Origin of the sequence: Rhodococcus coprophilus NBRC 100603, assembly GCF_001895045.1 — a bacterium.
Lineage (GTDB): Bacteria > Actinomycetota > Actinomycetes > Mycobacteriales > Mycobacteriaceae > Rhodococcus > Rhodococcus coprophilus.
In genome coordinates, this window is record NZ_BDAM01000003.1 from 265,167 (window position 1) to 277,647 (window position 12,481).

10 protein-coding genes and 1 tRNA gene are annotated in these 12,481 nt (G+C 66.6%); 6 read left to right on the plus strand and 5 right to left on the minus strand.

Translation table 11 applies throughout. The annotated features are described in order from the left end of the window. Positions 1-116 precede the first annotated feature (116 nt). Entirely contained in the window at positions 117-1,805 is a 1,689-nt protein-coding gene (locus RDCOP1_RS07085; protein ID WP_072699391.1) for an acyl-CoA synthetase, read from the plus strand. A gap of 81 nt (positions 1,806-1,886) precedes the next feature. Here the strand turns inward: RDCOP1_RS07085 and RDCOP1_RS07090 are convergent. Next, positions 1,887-1,963 (minus strand) — tRNA-Met (locus RDCOP1_RS07090). Between the two features lie 454 nt (positions 1,964-2,417). On the opposite strand from RDCOP1_RS07090, the gene RDCOP1_RS07095 reads away from it, so the two are divergent. Then, positions 2,418-2,963, plus strand: coding sequence for a transglycosylase family protein (locus tag RDCOP1_RS07095; protein WP_072699392.1), 546 nt, complete (start codon positions 2,418-2,420; stop codon positions 2,961-2,963). Positions 2,964-3,082: 119 nt separating this feature from the next. Here RDCOP1_RS07095 and RDCOP1_RS07100 read toward each other — a convergent pair whose 3' ends face one another. Further along, the gene (locus tag RDCOP1_RS07100) at positions 3,083-6,082 is read right to left on the minus strand and encodes a UPF0182 family protein (RefSeq protein WP_174555776.1); all 3,000 of its coding nucleotides are present in this window, start codon (positions 6,080-6,082) and stop codon (positions 3,083-3,085) included. A 190-nt stretch (positions 6,083-6,272) separates the two neighbouring features. Between RDCOP1_RS07100 and RDCOP1_RS07105 the strand changes: the two genes are divergently transcribed. Then, the gene (locus RDCOP1_RS07105) at positions 6,273-6,875 is read left to right on the plus strand and encodes a PPA1309 family protein (protein ID WP_072699394.1); all 603 of its coding nucleotides are present in this window, start codon (positions 6,273-6,275) and stop codon (positions 6,873-6,875) included. A 6-nt stretch (positions 6,876-6,881) separates the two neighbouring features. Here RDCOP1_RS07105 and RDCOP1_RS07110 read toward each other — a convergent pair whose 3' ends face one another. Next, positions 6,882-7,904: a YlbL family protein gene (locus tag RDCOP1_RS07110; protein WP_072699395.1), complete on the minus strand. Its 1,023-nt coding sequence runs from the start codon at positions 7,902-7,904 to the stop codon at positions 6,882-6,884. A gap of 87 nt (positions 7,905-7,991) precedes the next feature. Between RDCOP1_RS07110 and RDCOP1_RS07115 the strand changes: the two genes are divergently transcribed. The 3 genes from RDCOP1_RS07115 to RDCOP1_RS07125 all read left to right on the plus strand — a co-directional run bounded on the left by RDCOP1_RS07115 (position 7,992) and on the right by RDCOP1_RS07125 (position 11,755). After that, the gene (locus RDCOP1_RS07115; RefSeq protein ID WP_072699396.1) at positions 7,992-9,407 is read left to right on the plus strand and encodes a zinc-dependent metalloprotease; all 1,416 of its coding nucleotides are present in this window, start codon (positions 7,992-7,994) and stop codon (positions 9,405-9,407) included. Between the two features lie 93 nt (positions 9,408-9,500). Next, the gene (locus RDCOP1_RS07120; protein ID WP_072699662.1) at positions 9,501-10,433 is read left to right on the plus strand and encodes a TOMM precursor leader peptide-binding protein; all 933 of its coding nucleotides are present in this window, start codon (positions 9,501-9,503) and stop codon (positions 10,431-10,433) included. After that, positions 10,430-11,755, plus strand: a complete 1,326-nt coding sequence (locus RDCOP1_RS07125; protein ID WP_072699397.1) for an ABC1 kinase family protein — start codon at positions 10,430-10,432, stop codon at positions 11,753-11,755. Before RDCOP1_RS07120 ends, RDCOP1_RS07125 begins: the two co-directional genes overlap by 4 nt. A 19-nt stretch (positions 11,756-11,774) precedes the next feature. Here the strand turns inward: RDCOP1_RS07125 and RDCOP1_RS07130 are convergent, their stop codons facing one another. Further along, positions 11,775-12,047 carry a WhiB family transcriptional regulator gene (locus tag RDCOP1_RS07130; protein ID WP_111731712.1) on the minus strand — a complete coding sequence of 91 codons (273 nt, stop codon included), beginning with the start codon at positions 12,045-12,047 and terminating at the stop codon, positions 11,775-11,777. Between the two features lie 157 nt (positions 12,048-12,204). Then, positions 12,205-12,345, minus strand: a complete 141-nt coding sequence (locus RDCOP1_RS21455; protein WP_169848846.1) for a hypothetical protein — start codon at positions 12,343-12,345, stop codon at positions 12,205-12,207. Positions 12,346-12,481: the final 136 nt, after the last annotated feature.

Here is a 12,481-nt window from a genome sequence, read left to right on the forward strand (position 1 = left end):
CTCAGGGTGTGGCACGACCCCGGGCATGAATTCGGACATTCCGGTATATGTGATGCGCGTCACTATTAGGGTATATGCAAATCCTCCATCCATGTCCGAAGCCGAAAGGGCCACCGATGCCGGTGCTCGATCTCGCCAAGAATGTCCGAGGTGCCGTCGACGGCATCACCGATGCGGTCGGCGCCCTCGCCGTGATGCGCCGGGCCGGACTGCTCCACTTCCCCCGCGTCGACCAGAGCCTTGCCACCATGGCCGCCGCCCGGAAATACGGGCCGTTCGCGGGACCGGTGCATGCCCACTCGACTCGCATCCCGAACGTGGCCGCGATCGTCGACGAGCGAGGTGAAGTCACCTACCGGCAGCTCGAGACTTGGTCCAACGCCCTCGTGCGCGCTTGGCAGGAAGCCGGCATCACGCCGGGTTCGTCGCTGGGGCTCATGGCTCGCAATCACCGCGGACTCGTCGTCACGATGCTCGCGGCCGCCAAGCTCGGTGTGCGGGCAGTGATGATGAACACCGGGTTCGCGCCGCGTCAGCTCGCGGAAGTCGCTGCGCGTGAGAACGTCACGAGCTTCGTGTTCGACTCCGAATTCGCCGCTGTTGCCGAGGCCCTTCCCGACAGCGTGGTCCGCTACCTGTCGTGGAAGGACGAGGAGGTGCCCGGGGTCCCCACTCTCGAAGAAGCAATCGAAGGTTTCGACACCTCACCGCTCCCGTCACCGACGGTTTTCGGCGGCTTCGTCCTGCTCACCAGCGGCACCACCGGGACGCCGAAGGGGGCTCCGCGGGGGCGTACCTCACCGCTCGCCTCTGCCCAGTTCCTCGACCGGGTGCCACTGCGCCCGGGCCAGACGATGCTGATGGCCGCGCCCGCGTTCCACGGGACCGGAGTCTCGCAGTTCGCGCTGGCCCTCGCACTGGGGCAGACGGTCGTGATGATGCGCCGCTTCTACCCGTCGGAGACCCTGGGGCTGATCGAACGGCATCACGCGAACGTACTGGTCGTGGTGCCCACGATGTTGCAACGGATTCTCGAGCTCGGCCCCGAAAAGATCGCGGAGTACGACACGTCGAGCCTCGAGATCATCTTCTCGGCCGGCTCAGCACTCTCCCCCGACCTGTGCCGCCGCACGCGCGAGTCGTTCGGAGAGGTGCTGCACAACCTGTACGGATCCACCGAATGCGCCGTTGCCACCGTCGCGACTCCCGAGGACATCCGCCTTGCTCCCGGAACCGCAGGGCGGCCCCCTGTGACGTGCCGGGTGGTGCTGTACGACGCCGACGGCGCCCCGATCACCGAACCTAATGTTGTGGGCCGCATCTTCGTCGCCAGCGGCCTGAGCTTCGCCGGATACACCGACGGCCGGGACAAGGAGCGCATCGACGGGATGCTCTCGATCGGCGACCTCGGCCACTGGGACGAGCAAGGGCTCCTGTTCGTCGACGGTCGCGACGACGACATGATCGTCTCCGGCGGGGAGAACGTCTATCCACTCGAAGTCGAGAACCTGCTCGCCGAACGCGACGACGTGTTCGACGTGGCGGTCGTGGGAATTGCGGATCCGGAGTTCGGGCATCGCCTCCGAGCGTTCGTGGTGCCGTCGCCGACGTCCGGACGAGATGCCGAGGAGATCAAGGCCTTCGTACGGTCCAACCTCGCGCGGTACAAGGTTCCGCGAGACGTGATCTTCCTCGACGAGTTGCCGCGCAACGCGACCGGGAAGCTGTTGCGCAGGGTGCTCGTCGAGATGGATCCGCCGGGCACCGGAGCCGACGAAGGAGCGTCCGACGCGCCCACCGGCTGATCGCTTCAGCTGGGCGCTCCGCGCAGGCGCTCGATACATGACAAAGGCCCGGGAATCGGATCTGATTCCCGGGCCTTGCCGTGGTAGCGGGGACAGGATTTGAACCTGCGACCTCTGGGTTATGAGCCCAGCGAGCTACCGAGCTGCTCCACCCCGCGTTGCATGATCGAACCTACAGCAGCGCGGAAACGGAAAGCAAATTGCCTGTGCCGACGGATCGCAACCGTGCGTTTTCTCCGCTGAAAAGCGTGAGTTGGACCACCGTCCACCCATGACCTCCGACACATAACGTTCAGATAACGATCTTGGCCTGTTCGCGCAACTCGCCGCATCTACCTGCGAAGACGCAGATTTCATTTCTCACATCGTGGACCCCGCTCGTAACAAATCGCGGGATGAACGGGCCGGAATCCTTTTGTACCTTCGGTGCCGGTTCGAACATCGGAACCACCACCGGCCCGTCGTGTCGACTCTGCCCCGCGGGATCCGGTGGCGACGACAGTCCGATGGGGCAGAGTGCGCGGCCGCACCGCCCCGATCGGAGCAACCACCGAATGCGCCGGTTTCGCGGGCCACCGCGGTCTGCGAGCCCGAGGAGGATCTCCAACCGCAATGACCAAGATGTTCAGCAAACGTACCGTCGGCGCCGTCCTCGTCACCGGAGTGCTTGCTGCCGTTCCGGTCGGTCTCGCCACGGGCACCGCGTCTGCCGCCACCCACAACTGGGATGCATCTGCCGCCACCCACAACTGGGATGCAGTGGCGCAGTGCGAATCCGGAGGCGACTGGAACATCAACACCGGTAACGGCTACTACGGCGGCCTGCAGTTCTCGCAGAGCACCTGGGAGGCCAACGGCGGCACCGGCATGCCGCACCAGGCGTCCAAGGAGGAGCAGATCCGCGTCGCCGAGAACACGCTGCAGACGCAGGGTCCGGGCGCGTGGCCCGTCTGCGGCCAGTACCTCACCGTCGAATCGACGCCGGCTCCGGCACCCGAAGTTGCCCCGGCACCTGCACCGGCTCCGGCACCCCAGCAGGAAGTGCCCGCCCCGCCGGCCGAGGTCCAGCAGTACCTCGGTGTCGCGCGCGACGTGGCCGTGCAATACGGCTTCGGGGAGCAGTTCGACCAGGTCGTCGCGGCTCTCCCCGGCGTCTGATCCGAAAGAGCGGCGTCCGCCGCCACGATACGAAGCGGGGCCCTGCGGTAAGTAACCGCAGGGCCCCGCTTCTTTCGTTCGTCCCACCCGCTGAGCGGGCGGTTCACCGGACGCGGAGATCAGCCTCCGCTGGACTCGTAGGCGTCCGTCGCGCGCTGCAACCGTTCCAGCGCCCTGCCGTACGCGGCGAAGTCACCGCTGCTCTGCGCGTCGGCCAACTCTCTGAGTGCGGCATCCAGTTCGGCGACCGCGGCATCGCGGCCCGCCGGGATCGGCGCAGCCGGGGACGACGGCTGCTCGCCGGGCGTCGGCTCGGCCGAGCCTTGCACGGCTTCTGCCCGCGCCTGGTCATCGACTTCGGCTGTCGGGACGGCGACACCGCCGGGTGCGGTAGCAGCATCGCCGACACCCGCACCGAACACCTGGTCGAGCGCTGCCGCCAGCGTCGGCGCGTAGCCGATCCTCACGCCACCACCGGTCCCCGGCTCGCGGTAGCTCACGAGCACCCGCGAAAGCTGCGGGAACGTCGAGGTGCTGCCCGCCGTCGGATTACGTTCGGTGTACATCGGCTGCACGTAGAGGATGCCGCCCTGGGCGATCGGCAACGTGAGCAGGTTGCCGTACTGGATACGGTTCGATCTCTCGAGCAGGGTGCGTTCCGATGCCACACGCGTATCGGAGATCATCGCGTTCTGCGTCTGCTCCGGACCGAAAGTCTGTGTGTCCGTGGGCAGCTGCAGGATCTTGAACTTGCCGTAGTTCTCCGGGTCGGCCTCTACCGAGATGTACGCGGAGAGGAACTGCCGGTTGTAGCCCACCATCGCCGACGTCAGCCTGAATGCCGGTTCGGCATTCTCCTGATTGCCGGTGAGCAGGTAGTACGGCGGCTGGTTGGCGCTGGTGTCCACCGTGGGGTCCGCGGGCACCGACCAGAACGCGTTGTTGGTGAAGAATTCACGCGGGTCGTCCACGTGGTACTTCGCGAGCATCTCGCGCTGGACCTTGAACAGATCCTCCGGGTACCGGAAGTGCGAGCGCAGTTCGTCGGAGATCTGGTCCTGGGGCGTCACCGCACCGGGGAACACCCCCATCCACGCATCGAGAACGGGGTCTTCGTCGTCGACCTGGTACAGGGTGACCGTGCCGTCGTACGCGTCGACCGTCGCCTTCACCGAGTTGCGGATGTAGGAAACTTCCTTGCGCGGCAGCAACCGGCCGGTGTTCTGATCGACGCTGTCCTCGACCAGTCCCTCGAGGGAAGAGCGCTGAGCGTACGGGTAGTCGTCGAGCGTGGTGTAGGCGTCGACGATCCACACGATGCGCCCGTCGACGGCGGCCGGATACGCGTCGCCGTCCGCGGTGAGCCACGGTGCAACCTTGGTCACACGCTCACGCGGGTCACGGTTGAACAGGATCTTCGAGTTCTCGCCGATGGCGCTCGAGAACAGGATGTTGCGTTCGGCGTACTTCGCAGCGAACGCGAGCCGGTTGAACCAGTTGCCGATCCCGACGCCACCGCTACCGGTGTACGTGTACTTCTCGGTGTCGGTGTCGTACTCACGCGGCCCGGAAGCATCGGCGCTGTTGCCGACGATCGCGTAGTCGGGATCCGCCTCGGCGATGACCTCACCGAAGTAGATACGCGGCTGCTCGACCGGAATGACCTGGTTCTCGGCGGCCAGCGACGCGAGGTCGCTGATCATGTAGACCGGGTAGCCGCTGTTGCTGTTCGCGGCTTCTTCCGCCGACGCGCTCGCCGCAGCGTTGACACGGTTCGCCGGCGCTGTGACCAGGCCGTTGCCGTGGGTGTACACGGTGTGGCGGTTGATCCAGTCGGTCTGGTTGCCCGTCAGGCTCGTGGGCGAGAGCTCACGCGCAGCGACGATATAGTCCTCGACCTTGCCGTCGACCTCATAGCGGTCGATGTCGAGCGACTCCGGATAGCCGTAGAAGTTTTTCAGCTGGGTCTGCTGCGTGAAGGTACGGGGCAGCACGTTGGGATCGAGCAGACGCGCGTTCGCGATCGTCGTGATGTCGGCCGGTACCTCTTCCGGGGAGGTGGTGCCCACCCCGGGGTAGTCCTCGTACTCGACCTTGTCGTCGGTGATCCCGTACGCCACCCTCGTGGCAGCGATGTTGCGTTCGATGTACTCGCTCTCCTTGTCGGCCGCGTTCGGGCGGACGGAGAACTGCTCCACCATCAGCGGGTAGACAGCACCGACCAGGATCGACGAGAGCACCAGCAGCGCGGTCGCGAGGGCAGGAATCCGCAGGTCACGCAGGAAGATCGCCGCGAAGAACGCGATCGCACAAATGACCGCGATCGCGAGCAGAATCAGCTTCGCCGGGAGCACCGCGTTGATGTCGGTGAAGCCCGGACCCGTGAACGTGGGTTCCTTGCGTGCGCTCCACAGCAGTTCGTACCGGTCGAGCCAGTAGGCCACTGCCTTGAGGGCGACGAAGACACCGGCCAGGACGGCGAGCTGGACACGAGCGGCCGTCGACACGCTGCCACCGCGACCCGCGAGCCGGATGCCACCGAAGATGTACTGCGTGACGAGGTTCGCGAAGAACGCCAGTACGACGGCGACGAACAGCCAGTTGAGCAGGAACCGGTAGAACGGCAGGTCGAAAGCGTAGAAGCCGACGTCGAGCCCGAACTGCGGGTCGGTCGTTCCGAAGTCACCGCCGTTGAAGAACATCTGCACGGTGACCCAGCTCGCCTGGGCGACGAGCCCGGACAGCACACCCAGCACGATCGGGATGCCGAGGCCGAATGCGCGCATCCGGGTCAGCACGCTCGTGCGGTAGCGGGCCACCGGGTCGTTGGGACCGGTGGTGGGGACGAATACCGGCCGCGATCGGTACGCGAGCAGCATTGCCAGCCACACCACCAGGCCGACGAAGAGACCCACCGCAAAGAAGAGGATGATTCTGGTCAGAAGGACTTTGATGTAGACGTCGCGGAAATCGACTTCCCCGAACCAGAGCCAGTTGGTGTACGTATCCACCAGCCGCGGTCCCAGCAACAGCAGCACAGCGGCCGCCAGTGCGAGAACCAGCAGGACTTTGCTCCGTCTCGACAATGTCGGTACTCCGGTCGGGGGCCTCATGCCCACGTGCCACGCTCCCAATCATCCGGCGGCGCGAAGAACGCCGCGTATCTACACATCGTGCGTCACACCGCGTGACCGTTTCGCCCCACTCTACGGACTTCGCCCAGGACAGGTACGCGGTCGTCGATCCGGAGTTGCCGGGCGGGGCACCACAGCCGACACCTGCCGGACCTACCAATGACAGGATAGGCGTGTGAATCAGCACCTTCCCGTCCCTTCCGAAGCCGCTCTCGCGCGCACCGTGCACGAGATCATCGACTACGTCGACGCAGAGGGGTGGGACCAGCCTCCCATCATGTTCGCGCTGGTGCCGACGGTATTGCTGGCGGCGTCCGAGCCCAGCCTCAGCGACCAGCTCGACGAGGGGCACGAGTACACGCCGATCGCGCAGGAACCGTTTCCCGACGACGTGCAGGGTGGCAGCCCCGCCCTCGGTGAGTTCCTCGCGACGACGAGCTGGCCGTCGTCGGTCGCCGGCTGCGCGCTGGTCCAGGAGATCGTGGTCCTGCCACCGAACGCCGGCGCTGATTTCGACGGAGCACCGGTTCCGCTCGTCACCGACGCGCACGCCGTCGACGACGCCGCGCGCTACGCCGCGTACGCCCATCCCGACAGCCGGCGGGCGCGGCTGATCAGCGCGGTGCTGCGTGACGGCCCGGCGATGACGTTGCTGCAGCTCCGCCCCACAGACGAGGACGACCCGTTCGCCGGTGCGGAACTGCGGACCTACGAGAATCTCGCTCCCGAGGTAGCCGCCGCGCTCTACGCCACACTCGAGGCCGAAGACGACGACTGACCTGCACTAGCAGGTGGGTGCGTCGCCGCCCGCCGCGATCGATTCCAGCGCGTCGGCCGCACCCTCGAGTGTCTCGACCTTGACGAGACGCATCCCGTCCTGCTCGTTGGTGCGCGCTTCGGCGCAGTTGTCGGCGGGGACGAGGAACACCTCGGCGCCGTCCTCGGCCGCAGCCGTGAGCTTGTGGGTGATGCCGCCGATGGGCCCGACCATGCCGTCGGAGTCGATGGTTCCGGTGCCTGCGACGTTGAGCCCCCCGTTGATTTCGCCGGGGCTGAGCTTGTCGACGAGCGCGAGGCTGAACATCAGCCCGGCCGACGGCCCACCGATGTCGGCGAGGTTGAAGACCACCTCGAACGGCACCTCGGGTATCTCCTCGGTCGCGATACCGAGGAACCCGGCTCCCTCGCCGCCCGGGCGTTCCCCGACGACGACATCGACGGTTTCCTCTGCGTCGCCGCGCACGACGGTGATGGCGACGCTCTCACCCGGTGCGACCGCCCCGACCGCACGCTGCACCTGCCCGGCCGTCTCCACCGGTTCGCCGCCGATCGCCACGATCCGGTCGTCGACCTGGAGATGGCCCGACGCGGGCGCGTCCTCCGCGACCTCGGCGACCCGAAGAGTGACGGGCAGGTCCAGATAGTGCAGGGCAGCTAGCTCGGCGCTGCGCTCGGACTGCGCGAACTGCGCCTGGTCGACGGCCCGCACCTCGTCCTTGCTGCGGTTGGGCGGGTACACCTGCTCGCGCGGCGCCAGCCCGTACCGGCCGCTGAGCCACGCGGTCACCGTCTGAGCGAGGTTCAGGTTGTCGGTGACGCCGACCGTCGTCATCACCAGGCTGCCCGTGGTCTCGTCCGACTCGACGCCTTCGAGTTCGATGACAGGCTTGCCCTCCACCTCGCCGAGAGTGTCGAACGTCGGGCCGGGACCGAGCGCAACGTAGGGCACCTTCAGATTGAACGCGATCACGACGAGCGTGAGAACCGGGAGCAGCACAGCGAGAGGCATCACGAAGCGTCGATTCACCCGGCCAGAGTATCGGTCCGACCGTGTTCGCGGTCAGCGTGACCACGATGCCCGTGCTCCGCAGGCGCGCCTTGTACCGTTGAGAACATGAGTGACACGCCCTTCGGATTCTCGAATCCCGACGACGACCCCGACCGCAAGAAGGACGAGGGTTCAGGAAGCGGGGGCGGGAACCCGTTCGGTTTCGGCCTTCCCGGTGGTAGCGACAGTCCTTTCGGCGCGCAGGGCTTCGATCCCGCGCAGTTCGGGCAGATGCTGAGCCAGTTCGGCCAGATGCTCGCCGGCATGGGCAGCGCGATGGGCACCGGTGGCTCCGGCCCGGTCAACTACGAGATCGCAGCCAAGCTCGCACGCCAGCAGATCGGATCGGTCACTCCCGTTTCCGCGGGTACAGCCGACGCGGTGCGCGACGCGTCGCGGCTCGCAGAACTCTGGCTCGACGCCGCGACCACGCTGCCCGCGGGCGCTACCAAGACGGTGGCCTGGACGCCGGTCGAATGGCTCGAGAGCACCCTCGACACGTGGAAGCGCCTGTGCGATCCGATCGCCGAGCAGGTCAACGGCATGATGCTGCAGGGCTTGCCGGAAGAGGCCCGCGCGATGGCCGGCCCGATGATGGGCATGTTTTCGCAGATGGGCGGCGTCGCATTCGGGTCGCAGCTCGGCCAGGCCCTCGGCCAGCTTTCCAAGGAGGTGCTGACCTCCACCGACATCGGTCTGCCGCTGGGCCCGGCCGGCACTGCGGCTCTGCTGCCTGCCGCGATCGAGACCTTCGGTGAGGGCCTCGAAGAGCCCGCGCAGGAGATCCTCGTATTCGTCGCCGCGCGGGAAGCAGCGCATCAGCGGCTCTACAGCCACGTGCCGTGGCTGCGACAACGGCTCCTCGCCATCGTCGAGGAATACGCCCGCGGGATCCGGATGGACATGTCGTCGATCGAAGATCTCGCGCAGGGACTCGACCCGTCCGCGCTGAGCGACCCGTCCAAGCTCGAGGAGATCCTCAAGCAGGGCGCCTTCGAACCGCAGACCACTCCCGAGCAGATCGCTGCGCTCGAGCGGCTCGAGACGATGCTCGCTCTCGTCGAGGGCTGGGTCGAGACGGTCGTGATCGACGCGCTCGGTGATCGTCTCCCCGGAGTGGCGGCGCTGAGCGAGACCCTTCGTCGCCGCCGGGCCACGGGTGGTCCCGCCGAGCAGACCTTCGCGACGCTGGTCGGTCTCGAACTGCGTCCCCGCAAGCTCCGGGAGGCCGCCGCGTTGTGGCGCAAGCTCACCACCGATGCGGGCATGGATGCCCGCGACCGCGTGTGGGAACACCCCGACCTGCTTCCGGATGCGTCGGATCTCGACAATTCCGCGGCGTTCGTCGACCGCGTCATCGGCGGAGGCACCGGAGTCTTCGAGGATCCGATCGCTCAGCTGCGCGAGACGATGGAACGCGAACAAGCGGAGCGGGATCAACCCGATCAGGATACGGACGACGATTCCGGAAAGAAGCCCTGACGGTTCGTCGTCGCTGGTCCGCAGGGGTATGACCCTGTGGACAACCCGTCGTGGGGCGACCGCGGCGGGTGGACCGCCTGCGATGCTGCGGGCATGACTTCCGTCGCACCGGCTGCCGGCGCTCTCGTCCTCGACCCCGACGTGCTGGTGCTCGACCGTCTCGATGGTTCGGTGCAGCTCGGATGGGGTCCCGAAACGGCAACCGTGATCGTGCCACCCGACGAGATGGATGCGTTCGAGGTTCGCATCCTGCTCGGGCTGCTCGACGGCACCCTGGGCTACGAGCACGTCCTCGTCGCGGCGACCGCACGTGGTCTGCCGATCGAGGCGGTCCGGGTGCTGCTCGACGAACTCGTCGAGGCCGGGTCCGTGCAAACCTGCCGGGCGTCCGCCGACCGGACTTCTTCCGGCCGGTCTTCCTGCACTGCAGTCCCGTCGTCTCCACCCAGCGTCCGGCTGTTCGGGGCAGGGCCTCTCGCCCACGCGCTGGTTCCCCATCTGGCGCTGTGGGACACGCGGTGGCTGCGGTCGCCCCCACGTGTCGACGACGCCGGACTGTCGACCCGGATCCCGGACTGTGTCGTCCTCGCCGACACCCAGGTTCCCGATCCCCGGCTCGTACTGGCTGTGATGCGCCTCCGGATCCCGCATCTGCTGGTGCGCGTCCGGGACGGCCGCGGTGTGATCGGCCCGTTCGTGGTTCCCGGACGCACCAGTTGTCTCCGATGCGCCGACCTGACCCGCACCGATGCCGATCCGTCGTGGCCCAGGCTGGCTGCCCAGCTCTCCGGTCGAGAGGGCCGCGCGGAGCGCGCCGTGATTGCCGCCACTGTTGCCGCGGCCGTCGCACAGCTCGACATGTTCTTCGCCCGAACTCACCCGGCCCCAGGAACCCCGCGCAAGGACGCGCTTGCTCTGGATCGCACGATCGAGTGGGATCTGCGCAGCACACAGCTCGTCACCCGACGATGGACCCGTCACCCCCACTGCGACTGCTCGACTATCTTCCCTTCCGTTCAGGCATGATGGGGAGCGTGTCAGACATCCCCCGCAGAAGCTCTTCGCGTACCGCCAAACTCGCGAGCATCCCGCTGGGCATCGCCGGACGCGCCGCCGTAGGTTTCGGTCGGCGTCTCGCCGGTGGCGACCGCGACGAGATCGATGCCGAGATGACGGCGAAGGCCGCCGAGCAGCTGTTCACGGTGCTCGGGGAACTCAAGGGCGGCGCCATGAAGTTCGGCCAGGCCCTGAGTGTCATGGAAGCCGCCGTTCCGGAAGAATTCGCCGAGCCGTACCGGGAAGCACTGACCAAGCTGCAGGCCGAAGCGCCTCCCCTTCCTGCCAAGGCGGTGCACCGTGTGCTCGACCAGCAACTGGGCACCCGGTGGCGCGAACGGTTCGTCTCGTTCGACGATGTGCCCACAGCGTCGGCGAGCATCGGACAGGTACACCGAGCGGTGTGGTCCGACGGACGCGATGTCGCTGTGAAGGTGCAGTATCCCGGCGCCGACGAAGCACTGCGGGCCGACTTGCGGACGTTGTCGCGATTCGCGGGAGTGTTCGCGACGATGATGCCGGGCGCCGATGTCCGTGCGCTGCTCGACGAACTGACCGCGCGCACCGAAGAAGAACTCGACTACCGCACCGAAGCGGACAGCCAACGGGCGTTCGCGCGTGCCTTCGAGGGCGACGAGAAGTTCCTCATCCCCCACGTGGTGGCGAGTTCGCCGAAGGTAATGGTGACGGAATGGCTTTCCGCCACACCACTTTCCGTAATCATCAACGAGGGCACCCGTGAGCAGCGCGACCGAGCGGGTGCACTCCTCGCCGAATTCCACTTCTGCAGTCCGGCGAGAGCAGGTCTGCTGCACTGCGACCCGCACCCCGGCAATTTCATGTTGCTCGAAGACGGGCGCCTGGGTGTGATCGACTTCGGTGCGACCGCGGCGATGCCGAACGGCTTCCCGCCGGTGCTCGGGCGGATGGTGCGACTCGCCGTCGAGGAACGCTTCGACGAACTGACCGCCCTGCTCTACGACGAGAAGTTCGTCCTTCCCGGGCGCACCGTCACCGATCAGGAGATCGCCGACTACCTGCGGCCTTTCACCGACCCGATCCAGACCGAGTCGTTCCACTTCACGCGGGCATGGCTGCAGAAGGTGGCGGGCACCGCGACGGATTTCTCGAGTGCGCAGTTCCGGACTGCACGGACGTTGAACCTGCCACCGGAGTACGCGAGCATCTTCCGCGTTCTGCTCGGGTCGGTGGGTATCTGCGCGCAACTCGACGCGCAGGCTCCGTACATGGCGATTCTCTCCGAATGGCTGCCCGGCTTCACCGAGGAGTAGTCGGGGCCGGGCAGCCGATTCAGGCGTACACCAGTTCTTTTCGCGGTTCGGCGACGACCGTCTTCCGTGGTCGTCCGCGGGGGCGCTTGCGAGCGACGATCGTGCCCTGGTTGATGATTTCGCCGCCCCACACACCCCACGGTTCTTCGCGGTCCAGTGCTGCCGCGAGGCAGCGTGCGCGTACGGGGCATCCGGCGCACAGCGATTTCGCCAGTTCCAGATCTGCCGGGGCCTCGGCAAACCACAGATCGGGATCGTCGCCGTGACAGGGCAGGATATCGCCCGCACGGATGGTTTTTTCGCCGACACCTGATGCGGTCGAAGGGTTTTCACTCGGCACGAGGACTCCTAGAGGTTCGATCGAAAGAGATGCGATGCGAACTCCGGCCGGAAAAGAGAAAGGCCACGGGTCCGCTGGGCGGTTGTCCGTGGCCTGGAGTCGGAAGGGACTACCGCGTAGGTGTCCCGACGAGTCGTCCGGCCACGGACGAGAAGGCTGCTGCGCGCCGGCGCCATGTACGCGGGACGGCGGCGAATGCGGCGCGCGCCACGACGGGCGCGGCGGCCGCATAGATATTGATGCTGATCATCACGGGCCACCTCGCTTTCGTCGTCACGCACGGGCTTCTCCCGTGGCAATGCAATACACAATAGTAACGCTGTTGCGATCGGCACAAGTTATTTTCTAGCTGGGGTTTTGTCGAATTTTTGTCGCGCGTGGTCCGA